The organism is SAR324 cluster bacterium, from assembly GCA_015232315.1.
GTDB lineage: Bacteria > SAR324 > SAR324 > SAR324 > NAC60-12 > JADFZZ01.
In genome coordinates this window covers 17,027-35,028 of sequence record JADFZZ010000043.1, presented here as the reverse complement: position 1 = coordinate 35,028, position 18,002 = coordinate 17,027, and the positions used below count along the sequence as shown (strand labels likewise).

Annotated in this window: 32 protein-coding genes; all 32 read right to left on the bottom strand. The window is 39.4% G+C overall.

The window, feature by feature from the left end; translation table 11 throughout:
• Nucleotides 1-641 precede the first annotated feature (641 nt).
• Entirely contained in the window at nucleotides 642-1,106 is a 465-nt protein-coding gene (locus HQM11_19370; protein ID MBF0353200.1) for a single-stranded DNA-binding protein, read from the bottom strand.
• 22 nt (nucleotides 1,107-1,128) lie between these two features.
• The gene (gene ruvA, locus HQM11_19365; GenBank protein MBF0353199.1) at nucleotides 1,129-1,734 is read right to left on the bottom strand and encodes a Holliday junction branch migration protein RuvA; all 606 of its coding nucleotides are present in this window, start codon (nucleotides 1,732-1,734) and stop codon (nucleotides 1,129-1,131) included.
• Nucleotides 1,718-2,218: a crossover junction endodeoxyribonuclease RuvC gene (gene ruvC, locus HQM11_19360; protein ID MBF0353198.1), complete on the bottom strand. Its 501-nt coding sequence runs from the start codon at nucleotides 2,216-2,218 to the stop codon at nucleotides 1,718-1,720. Before ruvC ends, ruvA begins: the two co-directional genes overlap by 17 nt.
• Before the next feature lie 48 nt (nucleotides 2,219-2,266).
• A complete protein-coding gene (locus HQM11_19355) occupies nucleotides 2,267-3,019 on the bottom strand; it encodes a YebC/PmpR family DNA-binding transcriptional regulator (GenBank protein ID MBF0353197.1) in 753 nt (250 codons plus the stop codon).
• A gap of 29 nt (nucleotides 3,020-3,048) precedes the next feature.
• The gene (gene rimO, locus HQM11_19350) at nucleotides 3,049-4,407 is read right to left on the bottom strand and encodes a 30S ribosomal protein S12 methylthiotransferase RimO (protein MBF0353196.1); all 1,359 of its coding nucleotides are present in this window, start codon (nucleotides 4,405-4,407) and stop codon (nucleotides 3,049-3,051) included.
• 90 nt (nucleotides 4,408-4,497) lie between these two features.
• Complete coding sequence (gene rplQ, locus HQM11_19345; protein ID MBF0353195.1) at nucleotides 4,498-4,980, bottom strand: 50S ribosomal protein L17; 483 nt, start codon at nucleotides 4,978-4,980, stop codon at nucleotides 4,498-4,500.
• Nucleotides 4,981-4,997: 17 nt separating this feature from the next.
• On the bottom strand, nucleotides 4,998-6,014 hold the full coding sequence (locus HQM11_19340; protein MBF0353194.1) for a DNA-directed RNA polymerase subunit alpha: 1,017 nt from the start codon (nucleotides 6,012-6,014) through the stop codon (nucleotides 4,998-5,000).
• Nucleotides 6,015-6,087: 73 nt separating this feature from the next.
• A complete protein-coding gene (gene rpsK, locus HQM11_19335) occupies nucleotides 6,088-6,474 on the bottom strand; it encodes a 30S ribosomal protein S11 (protein MBF0353193.1) in 387 nt (128 codons plus the stop codon).
• 27 nt (nucleotides 6,475-6,501) lie between these two features.
• Entirely contained in the window at nucleotides 6,502-6,870 is a 369-nt protein-coding gene (rpsM, locus tag HQM11_19330; protein MBF0353192.1) for a 30S ribosomal protein S13, read from the bottom strand.
• Nucleotides 6,871-6,884: 14 nt separating this feature from the next.
• On the bottom strand, nucleotides 6,885-6,998 hold the full coding sequence (gene rpmJ / locus HQM11_19325) for a 50S ribosomal protein L36 (GenBank protein MBF0353191.1): 114 nt from the start codon (nucleotides 6,996-6,998) through the stop codon (nucleotides 6,885-6,887).
• Nucleotides 6,999-7,016: 18 nt separating this feature from the next.
• Nucleotides 7,017-8,348, bottom strand: a complete 1,332-nt coding sequence (secY, locus tag HQM11_19320; protein ID MBF0353190.1) for a preprotein translocase subunit SecY — start codon at nucleotides 8,346-8,348, stop codon at nucleotides 7,017-7,019.
• Nucleotides 8,349-8,351: 3 nt separating this feature from the next.
• Nucleotides 8,352-8,810 carry a 50S ribosomal protein L15 gene (gene rplO, locus HQM11_19315; GenBank protein ID MBF0353189.1) on the bottom strand — a complete coding sequence of 153 codons (459 nt, stop codon included), beginning with the start codon at nucleotides 8,808-8,810 and terminating at the stop codon, nucleotides 8,352-8,354.
• Between the two features lie 13 nt (nucleotides 8,811-8,823).
• Nucleotides 8,824-9,009 carry a 50S ribosomal protein L30 gene (gene rpmD / locus HQM11_19310; GenBank protein ID MBF0353188.1) on the bottom strand — a complete coding sequence of 62 codons (186 nt, stop codon included), beginning with the start codon at nucleotides 9,007-9,009 and terminating at the stop codon, nucleotides 8,824-8,826.
• A 4-nt stretch (nucleotides 9,010-9,013) separates the two neighbouring features.
• The gene (gene rpsE / locus HQM11_19305; protein MBF0353187.1) at nucleotides 9,014-9,520 is read right to left on the bottom strand and encodes a 30S ribosomal protein S5; all 507 of its coding nucleotides are present in this window, start codon (nucleotides 9,518-9,520) and stop codon (nucleotides 9,014-9,016) included.
• A 28-nt stretch (nucleotides 9,521-9,548) separates the two neighbouring features.
• Nucleotides 9,549-9,914 carry a 50S ribosomal protein L18 gene (locus HQM11_19300; protein MBF0353186.1) on the bottom strand — a complete coding sequence of 122 codons (366 nt, stop codon included), beginning with the start codon at nucleotides 9,912-9,914 and terminating at the stop codon, nucleotides 9,549-9,551.
• A 15-nt stretch (nucleotides 9,915-9,929) separates the two neighbouring features.
• Nucleotides 9,930-10,472, bottom strand: coding sequence for a 50S ribosomal protein L6 (gene rplF, locus HQM11_19295; protein MBF0353185.1), 543 nt, complete (start codon nucleotides 10,470-10,472; stop codon nucleotides 9,930-9,932).
• Nucleotides 10,473-10,509: 37 nt separating this feature from the next.
• Nucleotides 10,510-10,908, bottom strand: coding sequence for a 30S ribosomal protein S8 (gene rpsH / locus HQM11_19290; GenBank protein ID MBF0353184.1), 399 nt, complete (start codon nucleotides 10,906-10,908; stop codon nucleotides 10,510-10,512).
• 20 nt (nucleotides 10,909-10,928) lie between these two features.
• Entirely contained in the window at nucleotides 10,929-11,114 is a 186-nt protein-coding gene (locus HQM11_19285; GenBank protein MBF0353183.1) for a type Z 30S ribosomal protein S14, read from the bottom strand.
• An 8-nt stretch (nucleotides 11,115-11,122) separates the two neighbouring features.
• Nucleotides 11,123-11,671 carry a 50S ribosomal protein L5 gene (gene rplE, locus HQM11_19280; GenBank protein MBF0353182.1) on the bottom strand — a complete coding sequence of 183 codons (549 nt, stop codon included), beginning with the start codon at nucleotides 11,669-11,671 and terminating at the stop codon, nucleotides 11,123-11,125.
• 2 nt (nucleotides 11,672-11,673) lie between these two features.
• On the bottom strand, nucleotides 11,674-12,030 hold the full coding sequence (locus tag HQM11_19275; GenBank protein ID MBF0353181.1) for a 50S ribosomal protein L24: 357 nt from the start codon (nucleotides 12,028-12,030) through the stop codon (nucleotides 11,674-11,676).
• 21 nt (nucleotides 12,031-12,051) lie between these two features.
• Nucleotides 12,052-12,420: a 50S ribosomal protein L14 gene (gene rplN, locus HQM11_19270; GenBank protein MBF0353180.1), complete on the bottom strand. Its 369-nt coding sequence runs from the start codon at nucleotides 12,418-12,420 to the stop codon at nucleotides 12,052-12,054.
• A gap of 19 nt (nucleotides 12,421-12,439) precedes the next feature.
• The gene (gene rpsQ / locus HQM11_19265; protein MBF0353179.1) at nucleotides 12,440-12,697 is read right to left on the bottom strand and encodes a 30S ribosomal protein S17; all 258 of its coding nucleotides are present in this window, start codon (nucleotides 12,695-12,697) and stop codon (nucleotides 12,440-12,442) included.
• A gap of 41 nt (nucleotides 12,698-12,738) precedes the next feature.
• A complete protein-coding gene (gene rpmC / locus HQM11_19260; GenBank protein MBF0353178.1) occupies nucleotides 12,739-12,942 on the bottom strand; it encodes a 50S ribosomal protein L29 in 204 nt (67 codons plus the stop codon).
• A 5-nt stretch (nucleotides 12,943-12,947) separates the two neighbouring features.
• Entirely contained in the window at nucleotides 12,948-13,364 is a 417-nt protein-coding gene (gene rplP, locus HQM11_19255; protein MBF0353177.1) for a 50S ribosomal protein L16, read from the bottom strand.
• Between the two features lie 3 nt (nucleotides 13,365-13,367).
• On the bottom strand, nucleotides 13,368-14,030 hold the full coding sequence (rpsC, locus tag HQM11_19250) for a 30S ribosomal protein S3 (GenBank protein MBF0353176.1): 663 nt from the start codon (nucleotides 14,028-14,030) through the stop codon (nucleotides 13,368-13,370).
• 39 nt (nucleotides 14,031-14,069) lie between these two features.
• Nucleotides 14,070-14,402: a 50S ribosomal protein L22 gene (gene rplV / locus HQM11_19245; GenBank protein MBF0353175.1), complete on the bottom strand. Its 333-nt coding sequence runs from the start codon at nucleotides 14,400-14,402 to the stop codon at nucleotides 14,070-14,072.
• Between the two features lie 7 nt (nucleotides 14,403-14,409).
• Complete coding sequence (rpsS, locus tag HQM11_19240) at nucleotides 14,410-14,691, bottom strand: 30S ribosomal protein S19 (GenBank protein ID MBF0353174.1); 282 nt, start codon at nucleotides 14,689-14,691, stop codon at nucleotides 14,410-14,412.
• An 8-nt stretch (nucleotides 14,692-14,699) separates the two neighbouring features.
• Nucleotides 14,700-15,512, bottom strand: a complete 813-nt coding sequence (rplB, locus tag HQM11_19235) for a 50S ribosomal protein L2 (protein ID MBF0353173.1) — start codon at nucleotides 15,510-15,512, stop codon at nucleotides 14,700-14,702.
• 20 nt (nucleotides 15,513-15,532) lie between these two features.
• Nucleotides 15,533-15,820: a 50S ribosomal protein L23 gene (rplW, locus tag HQM11_19230; protein ID MBF0353172.1), complete on the bottom strand. Its 288-nt coding sequence runs from the start codon at nucleotides 15,818-15,820 to the stop codon at nucleotides 15,533-15,535.
• Nucleotides 15,817-16,440, bottom strand: coding sequence for a 50S ribosomal protein L4 (rplD, locus tag HQM11_19225; protein MBF0353171.1), 624 nt, complete (start codon nucleotides 16,438-16,440; stop codon nucleotides 15,817-15,819). The genes rplW and rplD overlap by 4 nt, the downstream gene beginning before the upstream one ends.
• Nucleotides 16,441-16,459: 19 nt before the next feature.
• Complete coding sequence (gene rpsJ, locus HQM11_19220; protein ID MBF0353170.1) at nucleotides 16,460-16,768, bottom strand: 30S ribosomal protein S10; 309 nt, start codon at nucleotides 16,766-16,768, stop codon at nucleotides 16,460-16,462.
• A gap of 18 nt (nucleotides 16,769-16,786) precedes the next feature.
• Complete coding sequence (tuf, locus tag HQM11_19215) at nucleotides 16,787-17,986, bottom strand: elongation factor Tu (protein ID MBF0353169.1); 1,200 nt, start codon at nucleotides 17,984-17,986, stop codon at nucleotides 16,787-16,789.
• Between the last annotated feature and the right edge of the window lie 16 nt (nucleotides 17,987-18,002).

Here is an 18,002-nt window from a genome sequence, read left to right as displayed (position 1 = left end):
GTTCCGCGCTGGTGCGATAGAAATCTTTGGAGGGGGATTTAAATGGTATTTTCATAAGTAGCTCCTTTCTACGCCACCCTATAACTTTTAGTTTTTACATTGTCAGGTTTATTCTCGGACAGCCTCCGAGGAACTTAGAAACTACGGCGTTATTAACGCTTAAATTTGTCCTAACTATTGATGTATCTGAGGCGAATAAAATGTGTATTATTGACAGAATTGTCCTGACCCTTGTAGAGCGCCGAGCCTTATCCCGGTTTCTGACTAGGGGAACAATTCATTTATCAGGCATCTTACCTTGGGCACTGTTGTAATTCGTCCGGGTAAATGATAGATTCCAACTCTGACAAGTAAACCATTCATGAGGAGACAAGCGTTACTCCAAGTCAATCTGCCGTGAAACACACCCATCCATCAGAATCTTGATCGCTACAAGAAAAGAGGGTGAGATAATAAAGAGGTATTCCTGAGATTTTAGGTTTCAGGATGCAGTAATGCTCTCCACTGGAAAATCTGATATTCCTGATTTCATGGTTGCTTTCCGACATAATGCCCCCTGAAATTTAACATAAAAAAGGCGTTAAATCCTTATAATTAGAGGATTTAACGCCTGATTCTTAACAAAATGTCCAAGGTGGTCGCTAAAATGGAATGTCATCTTTAGTGTAGTCTTCACCATCCATTGGAGGACCACCAAAGCTGTCCTTGCTGCCTCTATCTTGTCTATTATCTTGTCCAGAACTTTGTGATGCGTAACCTGTGGATTCTGATGATCCCTTCGATTCCAGAAACTGAATGGTATTGGCAATAATTTCGGTTGTGTATTTTTTTTGTCCCTGCTGATCTTCCCAACTTCTAGTCTGCAGACGACCTTCTACATATAGTTGTGAACCTTTTTTCAGGTAATTCTGGGCAAGATCCGCCAAACGATCCCAGGCAACAATATTGTGCCATTCTGTTTTTTCCTGTTTTTGTCCCTGCTTATCCTTCCAGGAATCCGTTGTAGCTATTGAAAAATTCGCAACAGCACTCCCAGATGGTGTGTAGCGAATTTCCGGATCTTTTCCCAATCGACCAATCAGCATGACTTTATTTAAACTACCCATAAATCCTCTTTAGTTCAAAAATCTAACGAAATGATGCCAATAAAGGAAGTGCCTTACGCAACTTTTCTTCAAATGACAGATTGTCAGGAATTTGAGCAAGAACCGCCATGATACTTTTTTCATGGAATCCCATATTGCTCAAAGCTGATACCAGTTCATGCTGCTCTGATGATTTTTGCAGCACCACAGATTTTTCAGAATCAGCAAATGTGCCGCTGACAGGATGCTTTTTGAGCAAATCTTTCATGTCGAGGCATAATTTACCAGCTGTTTTCTTACCAATTCCTGGAATAGTGCTCAGGGTTTGAACATCATCCTGCTGAATAGCCTGAATGAGTTGTAATGGCGAAAGATTTGACAAAATTGTTAAGGCAAGCCGTGGTCCAACGCCAGATGTATGTAGCAACAATTCAAATAACTGTTTTTCGCCAAGAGATAGAAATCCATATAAAGAAATCTCATCTTCCCTGACATTGGTGTAGATAAAGCACTTCAACTCATCATTTTTCCTGAGACCATCCAAAATCGTTTTTGAAACAAAAACCTGATAACCAATCCCTCCAGTTGTTTTCAGAATGATGGCGTTTTCTTCTTTATCAAGAACAATTCCCTCAAGATAAGAAATCATTTTTTTTCTGCAAAAAAGGAATTAAATGAGCATGAGTGATGGCAACTGCTAACGCGTCTGACTCATCTTCAACCATGGCATGTGTTTTCTGATTGAGTAGAATTTTGACCATGTGCATAACCTGATCTTTAGTAGCCCGTCCCACTCCCACCACCGATTTTTTAATGTCAAGTGGAGTATATTCATAGACAGGAAGCTTCCACATTGCCAGTTTCAATAAAATAACTCCGCGGGCATGGCCCAAGACAAGAGCCGATTGAGCATTTTTACCAAAGAATATTTTTTCAACCACACCACATTCTGGTGAATATTGCTGATATATCAGATCCAGTTGTTCTGACAATAACAGCAATCGTGATTCAATTGGTTTTTTATCACCCAGTTGAATACAACCACTGCCGACATAGACCGTGCGATTGCGCTCATAATCTACAATTCCATACCCTGTTTTTCTGCTTCCTGGATCAATCCCAATAATTCTCACAGGTTGTCACTTTTTAGACAATGATTATTTCGATTCATCAGACTCATTTCAGGATAGTTGCCTCAGGACATCTTCGCTGATATCAAAGTTTGAATGTACTTTTTGGATATCATCGTCATCTTCAAGGGCATCAATCAGTTTCATAATTTGTTCGGCTTTTTTCACATCATCCACAATCACCCTGTTTTGTGGAACCCATGCAATTTCAGCCTCCAGCATTTGAATTCCTTTGTTTTCCAGGGCTTGTTGCACATCGTTAAAGTCCGATGTTTCTGTTATGATTTCATAGGTTTCAAGATTATCTGAATTCATATCACTGGCACCCGCTTCAAGAGCCAACTCCATTAATTCATCCTCAGACATAACGGTTTTTGCAACCTGAATAATTCCCCGTCGATCAAACATATACTGAACAGAATTAGTTGCGCCGAGATTTCCACCAGATCTTGTGAAGGCGAACCGCACTGAAGAAGAGGTTCTATTACGATTATCTGTCATCGCTTCTACAATAACAGCCACATTTCCAGGAGCATAGCCTTCGTAAATGATCTCTTCATAGTCTGCACCGTCCAAGTCACCAGTGCCTTTTTTTATGGCACGATCAATATTCTCTTTTGGCATACTGTTAGCTCGTGCAGTAGCAATTGCACTTCTTAGCCGGGGGTTGCTCTGAGCATCACCACCACCTATTCTTGCGGCAATCGTTAACTCTTTAATCAGTTTTGTGAAGACCTTACCTTTCTTTGAATCCTGTGCGGCTTTACGATGTTTAATCGTACTCCATTTATTATGTCCTGACATATTACTCCGAAAATTATAATACTTAGGGGTTACGCCACAATGTGCCCGACCAGATCATACGGATGGGCATCTGTAATTTCAACCATATGAAAAGAACCAGGAACAGCTTCACCATCATTAATGTAAACAATTCCATCGACCTCTGGTCCCTGAAATTGTGAACGACCTTGCAAAAGCAACTCACTCTCTTCCGAAACGCCATCAACCAATACTTTCAATTGTTTCCCAACGTAATCGCTATTTTTAGTCAGACTTAATTCCTGCTGAGCTTTCATCAAAAGGTCTTTTCGTTGTTTCTTTGTCACATTTGAAACAGGATCCCCCCATTTGGCGGAGCGGATATTGTCTTCATGAGAATAGGGAAAAACACCAATATGGGTAAAATGGCCTTCCTTTACAAATCCAAGCAGTTTTTCAAAATGCTGATCCGTTTCTGTAGGGAATCCAACAATAAATGTGGTTCTTATAGCGGCATCAGGAAGGTAATGTCTAATTTGATCAATCTTTGTTCGAATCTGTTTTTCAGTAATTTTCCGGTTCATATCTTTGAGAATTTGATCATCAACATGCTGAAATGGCATGTCCAGATAATGACAAAAGCGATGGTCTTCTGACATCATTTTCAAAGCTTTTTCAGAAAATGTGTTTGGATAACAATAAAACAGCCTTATCCAGAAATCACCGGGAATTAATGAAATACCTGAGATCAGATCTTCAAGATTGGTCCCATTTTTAAAATCAAGCCCATATGAAGAAGTATCTTGTGAAATAATATTAATTTCTTTAACGCCCTGTTCTGTCAATTCTCTGATTTCGTCTTTAATTGAATCAATAGATCGGCTGCTGAAGCCCCCCCGAAGAAATGGAATATTACAAAATGAGCACATATTTGAGCAACCTTCAGCAACTTTGAGATAAGCGAAATGACTGGGTGTACTCAGGATACGGTTTTGGTTAGGATATTGGGAATAATGGGGTTTTTGATTCAAAAAAATTTGCGGATTTTCAGTGTTTTCATACATTTGCCGGACAAGCTGTGGAATCTTGTCAAAATTATTGGATCCCAGCAACCCATCCAATTCAGGAATGTTCCCCATCAAATCTTGTCCATAACGTTGGCTCAAGCAACCAGTCGCTACAAGTTTCTCACAGTTCCCAATGGATTTATAGTCGCTTAATTCCAGGATTCTATTGATTGATTCTTCAGTGGCCGCAGTTAAAAACGCACAGGTATTAACCACAATAACATCAGCGGATTCAGGACGCATTGTTAATTGAAAGCCTGAAGACTTCAGGGACGCCATCATAATTTCAGAATCAACACGATTCTTGGAACAACCCAGTGTTTCCAGGTAGATTTTTTTAGGAGAGTTTTGTTCAATACTCATTAACGATCACTTAAATAATCGTTTTAAAGGGGAAAAACAGGAGGGATTATAGAATCTGACGACACCTTCGTGCCGTCAAATCAATCATGTCTATTCAGACACTGCCTGGACAGGAGACTGAGAAATCTCCTGGCTTACTTCCTGTAAAACAGTCTGTGACTGTTTTGTGGAATGAGAACGCTTTGGCTTCTTCAAACTACTCAATACATCTTGAGGACTGTCAATCAACTGAATGATCACCATTTCAGCACCATCCCCCAATCGTCTTTTAGCTAAACGAATAATTCTGCTATATCCACCAGATCGATCTTTATAACGTTCAGCTAATTCCCCAAACAACATTTCCATGGATTTTTTTGATTTAACGAAGGTTAAAGCCTGGCGTCTGGCATGCAAATCACCACGTTTACCCAAAGTTATCATTTTATCCAACGGTCCTCTTAGTTCTTTGGCACGGGCCAAAGTACATGTAATTTGCTGGTTTTCCAGCAGAGAAGTGACCATATTCCTAAGCATAGCTCGCCGATGAGCTGTATCTACGCCTAATCGTCTTCCTGATTTTAAGTGTCTCATAGTTCCTACCTTACGGGTTATCCCTGTTTTTTCTTTTTATCATAAGGGTTATTTTTGGGATCAAAATTATCCAGTTTCATTCCTAATGATAATCCCATTGATGCAAGAATTGTTTTTATTTCATTCAGCGATTTGCGACCAAAATTTTTGGTCTTTAACATTTCCGCTTCAGATTTCTGAACCAAATCACCAATCAACTCAATTTTTGCATTTTGCAAACAATTTATTGAACGGACAGAAAGCTCAAGTTCACTGACTGATCGATATAAATTTTCATTAACCGGTACCGCCACTTCTTCATGAATTTCTTCAGGTTCAACATGGTTTTCATCAAAGTTGATCAAAACATCCATGTGTTCTTTAATTATCTTCGCACCATAAGCTAACGCATCTTCAGGATTCACGGAACCATTCGTCCAGATCTCAAAAATCAACCGATCATAATCTGTCTTCTGGTCAACTCGGGCATTCTCAATTTCATAATTTATTCTTGAAATTGGAGAATGATTAGAATCCAAGTAGATCACATTGACCGGCAAATCATGCAATTGCTGATTTTCTTCGGAAGTCATGAAACCTTTATTTTCACAAATAAACAGCGTCATACTCAAGGTGGCATTTTCCTCAAGCGTGGCAATTTTCAGATCAGGGTTCATGATTTCAATGCGATTCAGACAGGAAATATCATTAGCTGTCAAAGTACAAGGACCTTGCCCAATCAATTCAACTTCAATGATATCATCTTCAAATTGTTTAAGCTGCAATTCTTTGATATTCAGAATAATTTGAACGACATCCTCAAGAACACCTGGAATATGGGTAAACTCATGATTCACACCCTCAATTTGAACAGCAATCACAGAGCTACCCCAAATTGATGATAATAATACACGTCTCAGCGCATGGCCAATTGTTACACCATACCCTGGCTCCAAAGGTTCCAGAATAAATTTTTTGTAATAAGGATTATCTGTTTCAGTTTCAAACTGTAACCGCTTGGGTTTAGCAATTTCGGTCCAGTTTTTAACGAACATATTATTGGAATCTATAGCACTTGACATGGCAATTCCTAAAGATACAAGGCTGGTTAGCAGATAGGATGATATATCAGATACGGCGTTGTTTTGGTGGACGACAACCGTTATGTGGTACAGGAGTAACATCACGAATACTAGTCACTTTGATTCCTTCGGCAGCAATGGCACGTAATGCTGATTCTCTTCCAGCGCCAGGACCTTTGATTTGAATCTGAACTTCTTTCATCCCAAATTCTTTAGCTTTTTGGGTTGCACTCTCTGCAGCGACTTTTGCCGCATAGGGTGTGCTTTTGCGAGAGCCTTTGAATCCATGCAATCCACTACTTGCCCATGCGACTACATTTCCTTGAACATCGGTAATGCTTACAATCGTGTTATTGAAGGAGGCCTGAATATGAACAATTCCATGTTCGACGACTTTTTTTTCTTTCTTTTTTGTGACTCTTTTTTTGACCATATCTTTTATCCTAGCCGAATAATATGATTATTTTTTCTTGGTTGCAGCAAGTCGCCTTGGACCTTTTCTTGTTCTGGCATTCGTTTTAGTCCGTTGACCTCTCACAGGTAACCCACGTCGATGTCTTAAACCTCGATAATTTCCAAGATCCATCAATCGTTTAATATTTAAATTGACTTCTCTTCTTAAATCACCTTCAACCTTATATTTTTTTTCAATGGCATCACGAATCTGAGATACCTGAACTTCTGTCAATTCATGCACTCTGATATCTTTACTTATACCTGTTTCTTCGAGAATTGCATTTGATGTTGATCGCCCGATACCAAAAATATAGGTAAGCGCTATCTCAATCCGTTTATTTTTGGGTAAATCGACTCCTAAAATTCTGGCCACGTTGACTCCTCTTATTAGCCTTGACGTTGCTTATGTTTTGGATTTTCGCAAATAACACGAACAACCCCTTTTCTCCGAATGACACGACATTTTTCACATATACACTTAACTGATGATCTGACTTTCATGATTTCCTCTCTCAGTCTTTACAATTTCATCGCCCGAGAACCAACTCGCCGACGTTTACTTTTACGGGTAAACCCATCATAATTTCGATTAAGCAAAAATGCTTCTATTTGTTTTATGGTATCCAGTCCAACGCCAACAACAATCAACAATGCGGTACCACCAAAACTAAAAGGAACATTGAACATAACAAACAGCACACTTGGAAGGATACAGATTGCGGCAAGATAAAAGGCACCGCCAAAAGTCAACCGCGTTAAAACCGCATTAATGTATTCTGCTGTCTTCTTGCCGGGTCTAATGCCTAATATATATCCGCCATATCGTTTCATTTCCTCGGCAATTTTTACTGGATTGAATTGAATAGCCGTGTAAAAAAAACAGAAGAAAAAGATCATCATCACAAACAGGATTGAATGCACTAAACGACCTGGCATCAATTGATTACTGATTGATTGAACCCATGGTATCGCGATGAAACCTGTTATTGTTGCGGGAAATGCTAAAATCGAAGAAGCAAATATAGGAGGAATAACACCTGATGAATTAATTTTCAAAGGTAAGTGGGATGACTGCCCACCAACCATTTTGTTGCCTTGGACACGTTTGGCATATTGGACCGGAATTTTCCGATACGCTGTCTCCATAAAGATTACGGCAAAAATCACTAAGATCATTAATATTGAGGTAAAAACCAATACAAGAACAGAAAGTTGCCCAGCCTGAACCAATCGAATTGAATTAATCAAAGCTCCAGGAATATCTACAACAATCCCGGCAAAAATGATTAATGATATCCCGTTTCCGATGCCACGTTCACTTATTTGTTCACCCATCCACATTAAAAAAGTTGTACCTGCGGTGAGAGTAATTATTGTAAGCGCTCTAAAGCCCCATGAACTCATAGTGGATATAACAACCGGCGATCCATCAGGAGCTGCCATGCTCTGTAATCCTACAGAAATTCCAAATCCCTGAATTACACTTAAAACAATTGTACCATATCGTGTATAAGCTGTAATTTTTCTTCGTCCGGCATCCCCTTCCTTTGCTAATCTTTCCAAATATGGGAAGACTACTGTCAATAACTGTATAATAATTGAAGCACTGATATAAGGCATAATACCTAGTGCAAATACAGTTAATCTTGCGAGTGCGCCTCCTGTAAACATGTCAAAAAAGCGTAATATTGTACCAGATTGCGCCTCAAAGAATGCTGACAGCGCAACACCATCTATTCCCGGTGTTGGTATATGTGCGCCAATTCTAAAAACAACGAGCATAAACAACGTGAACAATATACGGTCACGCAATTCCTCAACTTTAAATATATTTTGAAGTGATTCCCACATAATTTATTGTTCCAGTACCGTCACCTCACCACCTGCTGCCTTTACTTTTTCAATGGCAGAAGCACTGGATCGATCAACTTCAATTTTCAAGGATTTTTTTAACTCACCATCTCCCAGTAATTTTACTGGAAGATTACTATTTGAGATTAAACCTTGTTGTTTAAGTATCTCTTTTGTAATCACTTCATTTGATGTTATTCCATCAAATGCTTCAAGCATTGAAACATTAACAATGGAATACTCTTTTCTAAAAGCTTTATTATTAAAACCAAACTTTGGCAATCTACGTTGTAATGGAGTTTGTCCACCTTCAAAGCCTCGTTTTGATTTGTATCCCGAACGAGCCGTACTTCCCTTACCACCCTTACCAGATGTTTTGCCCAAACCACTTCCTGGACCACGTCCTACACGTTTTTTTGAAGAACGTGCTCCTTCTGCATTTTCTAACTGATGTAGAAACATGATAACTCCAATATCAATTCACCAATTCAATTTCCAACAAATGTTGAACTTTGCTCAACATCCCACGAACACTTGGAGAGTTTTCCAATATTCGTTCCTGATTTATTTTCTTAAGTCCCAAACCCAGCAATGTTAATTTTTGGTTTTTTTGAGAATGGTTGCTACTTTTTACTAATTTTATTTTGATTTTCTGTGCCATATGCCTACTTATGAGATTTTAGGTATTCAACTGATTTGCCTCTTAATCTGGCAACTTCTTCAAAAGTTCGCAATTGAGCTAATCCGTCAAAAGTTGCTCTGACCATATTATGAGGATTACGGGAACCCAAAGACTTTGCAGATATATCGGCAATACCTGACGCTTCCATCACAGCGCGAACCGCACCGGCCGCAATAATTCCATGACCTTTGGGGGCAGGTTTAAGCAAAACCAATCCGGATCCGAAATGACCTTTAATTTCATGTGGAATTGTATTTTCTTCAAATACAATTGTTTTCATGGATCGTGTCGCTTGACTAACGCCTTTACGAATTGCTTCCGTCACTTCATTAGCTTTACCAACGCCAAAACCTGCTTTACCATTTCCGTCACCGACCACAACCAACGCACTGAAACTAAAACGTCTACCACCTTTTACGACTTTGGCAACTCGACTTACACGTATTATTTTTTCAATGAGTTCGCTCTTCTCTGAGTTTTTTTCTGTCAAAGGTCCTCTTAAAATAAAAGATGATTAACTAAAACTGTAAACCATTTTCTCTGGCTGCTTCAGCCAATGCTTTTACACGGCCATGATACAAAAATCCACCACGGTCAAATACCACTCGATCTATGGATTGCGTCAACAGTTTTTGAGCTATGTCTTTACCCACTTGAACAGCAGCATCAAGATTGCCACTGTATCCCTGCAAAGCACTTTTAAGGGAAATTGTTGATGAACATGCTAACGTTTGCCCTTTTTCATCATCAATTGCCTGTACATAAACATGTTTTGCTGAACGAAATACGGACAATCTTGGGCAGATTGACGACCCCGTAATTTTTTTACGTATCCGTTTATGACGATGTTTTCTGGCTAACATACTCTGAGATGTTTTTGGCATAATCCCTACCTAAAATTATTTCTTACCTGTTTTACCTACTTTTCTACGAATTTTCTCACCATCAAATATGATACCTTTACCTTTATATGGTTCAGGTGGGCGGAATTTTCTAATATTTGCCGCAACTTGACCTAACAACTGCTTGTCACAACTTTCTAACCGGATTTGAGTATTCGCAGGAACGACAGCCTTGATTCCTGTTGGTAATTCAAATTTTACAGGATGTGAAAAACCTAAGCTTAATTCCAGCACATTGCCTGACAAAGCCGCACGGTATCCAACGCCTACCAGGTTTAGTTGTTTTGTGAAACCTTTACTCACACCAATCACCATATTAGTAATTGTGGCCTGAGTAGTTCCCATCATAGTCTTTGCCTGGACATCATTATGATAATCCGCGATGACTTGTAATGATCCTTCTGAAATTTCAATATCTACTTTTTCAGGAACTACAAATTCCAACTGCCCTTTTGGCCCCGAAACTGCTAATTTTTTATTTTCAAAAGTAACCTTGATACCTTTTGAAATTATTACAGGACGCTTACCAATCCTAGACATCGATTAACTCCAATAAAATTATCCTGGAATAGGCGGATTACCAAACCTGGCATATCACTTCACCACCCACATTATTTTTGCGACATTCTCGATCTGAAAAAATACCGTGTGAAGTAGTAATGACTGATATCCCCTGGCCGTTTAGAATAGTTTTCAAATCATCAACACCTGAATAAATTCTCAATCCAGGCTTACTCACTCTGTTTATTTTTCGAATAACACTGTTTTGAGACTTATCATATTTTAAGGTGATCTTCAGTATTGGAAAACTTTCTGTTTCCTCTTTTTTCCAATCTTCAATAAAACCTTCATCCTTCAATACCCGCAAGATATTTGCTTTGATTTGTGAATAAGGAGCTTCCACGGTCTTATGTTGACGCATTGTAGCATTTCTTATTCGTGTACATAAATCCGCAATTGGATCTGAAACTGGCATAAACGCTCTCCTAAAATCTTTTACCAACTTGACTTTGTTACACCAGGCAACAAACCAAACCCAGCATTTTTCCTAAAACAAATACGACACATTTCAAATTTTCTAATGTATGCATGAGGACGACCACACAAATTACAGCGGTTGTATTCACGTACCTTAAATTTCTGTTTTCGATTAGCTTTTGCAATCAGTGATTTTTTTGCCATATTTGCCTCTATTTACGGAAAGGGAATCCTAAGCCTGTTAGCAATGCTTTTGCTTGATCATTTGAAGGTGTCGTAGTCACAATTGTGATATTAAGACCTCGCACCTTGTCAATTTTATCAAAGTCTATTTCTGGAAAAACTAATTGCTCTTTAATTCCCATAGTATAATTTCCATCGCCATCAAATGCCTTTGGAGAAACCCCTCTAAAGTCTCTGATTCTGGGGAGTGCAATTCCTACCAATCGTTCCAGAAAATCCCACATCCGTTGGCCTCTTAAAGTGACCATGCATCCAATAGGTACATTTTCTCGAAGTTTAAAACCTGCTATAGATTTTTTTGATCTTGTAACAACAGGTTTTTGTCCTGAAATCAAAGCCAATTGTTCTACGGCAGATTCAATTATTTTTGGATTTTGCACAGCTTCGCCAAGTCCCATATTCAAAGTTATTTTTTGAATATTTGCAACCTGATGTATATTTTTACATGAAAATTCTGACATCAGACTTGGTACAATTTCTTTTTTGTATGTCTGATATAAAGCATTTGTATTTGCCATGTTTACTCAATCACACTAGAAGTTTTCACACAAACCCGATTTTTTTGTCCAGATTCTGTTAATTGAATTCGAACACGAACGCCTCGTTCCAGTTTCGGATTGTAAAGCATAACATTAGAATAATGAATTGGCGCCTCTGATTTCAGCAATCCACCTTGTTGATTTTGAGCATTCGGCTTCACGTGACGTGTTACCATGTTCACTTTTTCCACAACAAGTTTTTCATTTTTCCAGTTAACGGCTAGAACTTTTCCTACAGCACCCTTATTTTTTCCCGCAATAACCTGCACCTTATCGCCGACATGGATTGTTGGAGAAGTTCGTTTGTTACGTTTCTTTTTTGATATTAATTTTTTCATGGTGATTCAGTTGGTCTAGTGTTAAAGCACTTCTGGGGCAAGAGATAGTATTTTCATAAATTTTTTAGCTCTCAATTCCCGAGCTACTGGGCCAAAAATACGCGTTCCTACAGGTTCCTGTTTATTGTCAACAATAACCGCTGCGTCCTTGTCAAATTTTATATAAGAACCATCTTTACGTCGAATTTCCTTACGAGTCCTAACGATTACGGCTTTAACAACTGTTCCTGACTTCACCTTTGAATCTGGTGCGGCTTCTTTGACAGATGCGACGACAATATCGCCAATACTGGCATAGCGACGTTTGGAACCGCCAAGAACTTTTATACACATCAATCGCTTTGCTCCTGAGTTGTCTGCAACTTCAAGAGATGTCTGTACCTGGATCATTGTTTTTCTCCTCTTTTCATCAAGACGCTTTAACTACATCCAGCAAACGCCATCGTTTCTTGCTACTGATAGGCTTGCACTCGATAATCCTTACGACATCGCCTTCTTTACAAACATTTTCTTCATCATGAGCCATGTATTTTTCAGAACGAAGCATAGTTCTATTGTAAAGAGGATGTTTTTTTGTTGTTTCAACCCGTACCACAATAGATCGTTCCATTTTATTACTGACAACGATTCCTTGTTTTACTTTTTTAACTTTTCTGTTTTGTTCCATGCGACTCTATTGATTTAAGAATAAGAAAAGGCATGTATTAATTAAGCTGATTTTTGCTGAAGACGTTTTTCCTGAATAATTGTAAAGATCCGAGCAATTTCCCGTCTGCCAAAACGAATCAAGCTCACATCCTCTAATTGTTCAATTGCTTTATTACATCTTCGCCGTAATTGTTCTTCCTGTGCCAATTGCAACTTCTCCTGCAATTCATCAATGGAGAGCAGTCTCAATTCACTAGATTTAATTGCTTTCATAACACGGCTCCCCGTTTAATAATCTGGGTTTTGAGTGGTAATTTATACCCGGCGAGTTTTAATGCATCTTCCGCCACTTTTTCTTCAACACCATCCACTTCATAGATAACTCGACCAGGCAATATGACAGCCGCCCAATGGTCAACGGATCCTTTCCCTTTACCCATTCGTGTTTCGGCAGGGCGTAATGTTATTGGTTTATCTGGAAAAATTCTAATCCAGATTTTCCCACCACGACGTAATGCTCTGGTAATCACTCGACGCCCTGCTTCGATTTGTCTAGAACTGATATATCCCCTATCAACGGCCTGGAGACCTATACTTCCAAATGACACCAAATTTCCACGAGTACTGTTTCGAGTTAGTCGTCCTTTTTGTTGTTTTCTGAATTTTGTTCTTTGTGGCAACAACATGGCTTATCCCTCCTTCTTACGGGAACGTCTATTTTTTGAGGAGTCAAAGTTTTCTCCTTTTGCTACCCACACTTTAACACCTATTAATCCATAAGTTGTAAGTGCTTCGGCAAATCCATAATCAATGTCTTCTCTTAATGTATGCAATCGAACCCGACCTTCCCTTGTCCATTCCGTCCGAGCCATTTCTGCGCCATTCAAGCGTCCTGCTACCATGATTTTACAACCATCAATATTCATTCTCATCGCTGAAGTCATTGATCGTTTAATAGCTCTACGAAAAGCAACTCGACGTTCCAGTTGGCTGGCAATATTTTCTGCAATCAGTTGAGCATCAATTTCAGCACGTTTGACTTCCTTAATATTGACTACAATGTCCTGCTTTGTCAGACCACCCACTGATTTTTTCAGTCGTTCAACTTCATCACCCTTGCGACCAATGATAATTCCTGGACGTGCAGAAAAAATATTGATTTTAATTTTTTTCGATGTTCGCTCAATCTCAATTTTGGAAATAGCAGCATGCTTGAGCCTTGCCTTGATAAATTTCTGGATGCTAAGATCTTCCTGAAGCTGTTCTCCATATAATTTATCCGCAAACCACTTGGAATTCCAAGTACGTGTAATACCTAGCCTTAAACCAATTGGGTTAACTTTTTGTCCCACAAAAACCTCTGATTGTATGTTCAGATGAAATAATGACAATTAATTACCAACCACCAATGTAACATGACTGGTTCTTTTTAAGATTCGCATTCCCCGGCCCATAGCTCTAGGCTGGAATCGTTTTAATGTTGCACCGGCATCAGCATATGCAGTCACTATTTTTAGTGAATCAACATCTGTTCCAGGATAGAGATTATCGGCATTTGCCACCGCAGACTTCAGCAGTTCTCTGACAATTGGAACTGCCCCCCTATGTGTTGCATTCAAATATGCAAATGCGGTATTCACATCTTTTCCACGAATCAGATCTAACACCATACGAACTTTTCGGGGAGAAATCCCAATATTTTTTAAAGTTGCCCTCGCTTCCATAAACTTCTCACTTCTTTGTTCGTTTATCAGTTTTATTGGCGTGGCCACGATAAGTTCGTGTGGGTGAGAATTCACCTAATTTATAACCAACCATCTCTTCTGTAATAAAAACAGGTATGAATTTGTTTCCATTATGGATCGCAAAGTTCAAACCTACAAATTCAGGCAAAATAACAGATCGTCTTGACCATGTTTTTATTAACTTACGATCCTGTGCATCTTTTGCTGTAACCGCTTTTTTAATTAAGTGATCATCAACAAAAGGTCCTTTTTTAACTGAACGGGGCACAACACCTCCTATCGTACAATGTATTTATCAGTTGCTTTGTTATTACGAGTTTTATACCCTTTAGTAGGCATCCCCCAAGGAGAAACAGGATGACGTCCCCCTGATGTTTTACCTTCACCACCCCCATGAGGATGGTCAACAGGATTCATAACAACCCCTCTCACAGTAGGCCGAACACCCATCCAGCGCTTACGACCTGCTTTCCCTACTGCCATATTCATATGTTCTGAGTTGCCGACAGCTCCAATTGTAGCCATACATTCTAACCGAACTAATCGAATTTGACCTGATCGAAGTTTTATTTGTGCATAACTCCCGTCCTTCCCCATCAATTGAACAGAGGCTCCAGCACTTCTCGCTATTTGCCCACCTTTAAGAGGTTTTAGTTCAATACAATGCAGAATGGTTCCAATTGGTATTGCTTTTAGTGGTAGAGCATTACCAACCCGAATATCCACACTTTCTCCTGAAACTACTGTATCGCCAACATTGAGTCCTTCAGGAGTCAGAATATATCTTTTCTCCCCATCAACATAATGCAACAAGGAAATTCGTGCGTTACGATTAGGATCATACTCAATTGAAACTACTTTAGCTTCAATATTGAATTTATTCCGTTTGAAATCGATGATCCGGTAGTGTTTTTTATGCCCACCACCCTGATGACGTACGGAGATTCGCCCCTGATTATTTCGACCACCTTTTCTTTTTAGTGGTGCTAATAAACTTTTTTCGGGTTCTGATGTTGTAATCTCTTCAAACCCAAAACCGCTCATACTTCGTCGGCCTGGGGATGTAGGCTTAAACTTTTGAATCGACATAGATTCCCTAACGTCCTAAATCAAGCACCACCAAAATATTCGATGCTATCGTTTTCTTTTAATGTGACTAACGCTTTTTTCCAATCTGACTGCCGCCCTGCATGCCGTCCGAGTCTCTTTTTTTTACCCATCACATTGATAGTTCTGACTTTAAGAACAGTCACATTGAAGGCTTTCTCGACACTTTCTTTGATTTGTTGCTTATTAGCAAGTTTATCAACAACAAAAACAGCCTGGTTTGTATCCTCATACTGAATTGTCGTTTTTTCAGTCAAGTGAGGCTTTCTTAGAACATTATAAACACTCATGACAGCAACCTCTGTTCAACTGCGGCTAATGCGCTTTTTTCAAAAACTACTTTCTCAAATCGAAGTACTTCATAGATTCCAAGGCTTCGTTGAGAAATCACATGAACATCCGGCATATTTCTAGATGCCAATTCCAGATTTGGCGAGATGTTATCCACAACAATTAATGCTGATGCACATCCAAGCTGTTTCAATTTTTCGCTAAAAGATTTTGTCTTATGCGTTTCCAAATCCATACTTTCAACAATAACAATCTGTTGAAGTCTAATTTTTTCAGCCAAGGCTGATCGTAGCGCTTTTCTTTTAACTTTTTTATTGATCTGGATAGAATAATCTCTTGGGTGTGGGCCAAAAACTATGCCTCCATGTCGCCATAATGGCGATTTGGTCGTTCCCACTCGAGCTCGTCCAGTTCCTTTTTGTTTCCAAGGCTTTCGAGTTGTCCCATTAACTTCTTTCCGGGTTTTTGTGGAATGAGTTCCTTGACGTAGTCCTGCTCTATATTGAACAACGGCATCTTTGACAATATAGGGATGATACTCTGTCCCTAAAAATTGATCACTCAATTCCAATTCACCTGCGGCTTTGCTATCTAAATGCAGCACCTGCAACTTAGCCATTCTGCTCCTGTTGGTAGACTTATGCCTGCTTGATTGCGATATCAACACCTGCCGATATATCGAGCCGCATTAAGGCATCCATAGTCTGAGGTGTTGTTTCCATAATATACAGCAAACGTTTATGTGTTCTCATTTCAAACTGCTCACGTGATTTTTTATCCACATGAGGTGATCGTAAAACGGTGTACTTGTTGATTCGCGTTGGTAGAGGAATTGGTCCTACAACCCGTGCGCCAGTCCGTTTAACGGTATGAACGATTTCACTGACTGTTTGATCAAGCAACTTATCATCATATGCTTTGAAACGAACTTTTATTTTTTGTTCCATGTTTTATCTCAGAGATGATTACTTAGTAATTTCTGTAACAACCCCAGAACCAATAGTACGTCCACCTTCTCGAATCGCAAAACGGACTTCTTTTTCCATTGCAATCGGTGTTATGAGTTCAACATTGATACTGACGTTATCTCCTGGCATTACCATCTCTACATCATCAGGTAAATTAATCGTCCCTGTCACGTCGGTAGTTCTAAAATAAAACTGTGGACGATATTTTGTAAAAAATGGAGTATGTCGTCCACCTTCTTCTTTGGTCAACACATAGATTTGTGCTTTGAAATGTGTATGAGGAGTGATGGTTCCAGGCGCACAAATTACCTGACCACGTTCAATATCTTCACGTTTGACACCCCGCAGTAATAAGCCGAGGTTATCTCCAGCTCGACCCTCATCCAAGGTTTTGCGGAACATTTCAATCCCTGTGACGATTGTTTTTTGAGTTGGGCGAATCCCTATAATTTCGACTTCCGCACCAACCTTGACTATTCCACGTTCAACACGGCCTGTCACTACTGTGCCTCGACCGGAAATAGTAAAAACATCTTCCGCAGACATCAAGAAAGGTTTATCAAGAATACGCTCAGGTTCTGGCACATATCGATCAACCTCATCCATCAATTCATAGATTGCCTTGTAATCTTCATGGGCAGGATCTGTTGATGTACACTCACTGGCCTTCAATGCGGAACCCTTTACAATTGGAATATCATCTCCAGGAAACCCATATGAACTCAGCAATTCTCTGACTTCCAATTCAACCAACTCTAACAATTCAGGATCATCAACCTGATCAACCTTGTTCATAAAAACCACGATGTAAGGGACATTCACCTGGCGTGCAAGAAGAATATGCTCTCTTGTTTGTGGCATTGGTCCATCCGCTGCTGAAACAACCACGATGGCACCATCCATCTGAGCAGCACCTGTGATCATATTTTTCACATAGTCAGCATGTCCAGGGCAATCAACGTGAGCATAATGCCTCTTCACCGTTTCATACTCCAAATGAGCTGTCGCAATCGTAATCCCTCGTGCTTTTTCTTCAGGAGCAGAATCAATATCTCCATATCCACGCAACTGGGCCAAGCCTTTGAGTGATAGTACTTTTGTAATCGCGGCACTCAATGTTGTCTTACCATGATCAACGTGCCCAATTGTACCGATGTTCACATGAGGTTTGTTTCTGTTAAATGATTCTCTTGCCATTATTTCTCCTCAAAAT

Coding starts and splice junctions, on each gene's coding strand:
- rplO (MBF0353189.1), bottom strand. CDS start 8,810: ATGTTTCTACATCAGTTAGAAAATGCAGAAGGAGCACGTTCTTCAAAA.
- rplE (MBF0353182.1), bottom strand. CDS start 11,671: ATGGCAAATACAAATGCTTTATATCAGACATACAAAAAAGAAATTGTA.
- rplD (MBF0353171.1), bottom strand. CDS start 16,440: ATGGCTAAGTTGCAGGTGCTGCATTTAGATAGCAAAGCCGCAGGTGAA.
- rpsH (MBF0353184.1), bottom strand. CDS start 10,908: ATGCCAGTTTCAGATCCAATTGCGGATTTATGTACACGAATAAGAAAT.
- rpsJ (MBF0353170.1), bottom strand. CDS start 16,768: ATGGAACAAAAAATAAAAGTTCGTTTCAAAGCATATGATGATAAGTTG.
- rpmD (MBF0353188.1), bottom strand. CDS start 9,009: ATGGCACAGAAAATCAAAATAAAATTAGTAAAAAGTAGCAACCATTCT.
- rplF (MBF0353185.1), bottom strand. CDS start 10,472: ATGTCTAGGATTGGTAAGCGTCCTGTAATAATTTCAAAAGGTATCAAG.
- secY (MBF0353190.1), bottom strand. CDS start 8,348: ATGTGGGAATCACTTCAAAATATATTTAAAGTTGAGGAATTGCGTGAC.
- tuf (MBF0353169.1), bottom strand. CDS start 17,986: ATGGCAAGAGAATCATTTAACAGAAACAAACCTCATGTGAACATCGGT.
- rplP (MBF0353177.1), bottom strand. CDS start 13,364: ATGTTGTTGCCACAAAGAACAAAATTCAGAAAACAACAAAAAGGACGA.
- HQM11_19275 (MBF0353181.1), bottom strand. CDS start 12,030: ATGAAAAAATTAATATCAAAAAAGAAACGTAACAAACGAACTTCTCCA.
- rplB (MBF0353173.1), bottom strand. CDS start 15,512: ATGTCGATTCAAAAGTTTAAGCCTACATCCCCAGGCCGACGAAGTATG.
- rpmJ (MBF0353191.1), bottom strand. CDS start 6,998: ATGAAAGTCAGATCATCAGTTAAGTGTATATGTGAAAAATGTCGTGTC.
- HQM11_19285 (MBF0353183.1), bottom strand. CDS start 11,114: ATGGCAAAAAAATCACTGATTGCAAAAGCTAATCGAAAACAGAAATTT.
- HQM11_19355 (MBF0353197.1), bottom strand. CDS start 3,019: ATGTCAGGACATAATAAATGGAGTACGATTAAACATCGTAAAGCCGCA.
- HQM11_19300 (MBF0353186.1), bottom strand. CDS start 9,914: ATGCCAAAAACATCTCAGAGTATGTTAGCCAGAAAACATCGTCATAAA.
- ruvA (MBF0353199.1), bottom strand. CDS start 1,734: ATGATTTCTTATCTTGAGGGAATTGTTCTTGATAAAGAAGAAAACGCC.
- rpsK (MBF0353193.1), bottom strand. CDS start 6,474: ATGGTCAAAAAAAGAGTCACAAAAAAGAAAGAAAAAAAAGTCGTCGAA.
- HQM11_19340 (MBF0353194.1), bottom strand. CDS start 6,014: ATGTTCGTTAAAAACTGGACCGAAATTGCTAAACCCAAGCGGTTACAG.
- rplQ (MBF0353195.1), bottom strand. CDS start 4,980: ATGAGACACTTAAAATCAGGAAGACGATTAGGCGTAGATACAGCTCAT.
- rplW (MBF0353172.1), bottom strand. CDS start 15,820: ATGAGTGTTTATAATGTTCTAAGAAAGCCTCACTTGACTGAAAAAACG.
- rplV (MBF0353175.1), bottom strand. CDS start 14,402: ATGGAAGCGAGGGCAACTTTAAAAAATATTGGGATTTCTCCCCGAAAA.
- rimO (MBF0353196.1), bottom strand. CDS start 4,407: ATGAGTATTGAACAAAACTCTCCTAAAAAAATCTACCTGGAAACACTG.
- rpsQ (MBF0353179.1), bottom strand. CDS start 12,697: ATGGAACAAAACAGAAAAGTTAAAAAAGTAAAACAAGGAATCGTTGTC.
- HQM11_19370 (MBF0353200.1), bottom strand. CDS start 1,106: ATGGGTAGTTTAAATAAAGTCATGCTGATTGGTCGATTGGGAAAAGAT.
- rplN (MBF0353180.1), bottom strand. CDS start 12,420: ATGATCCAGGTACAGACATCTCTTGAAGTTGCAGACAACTCAGGAGCA.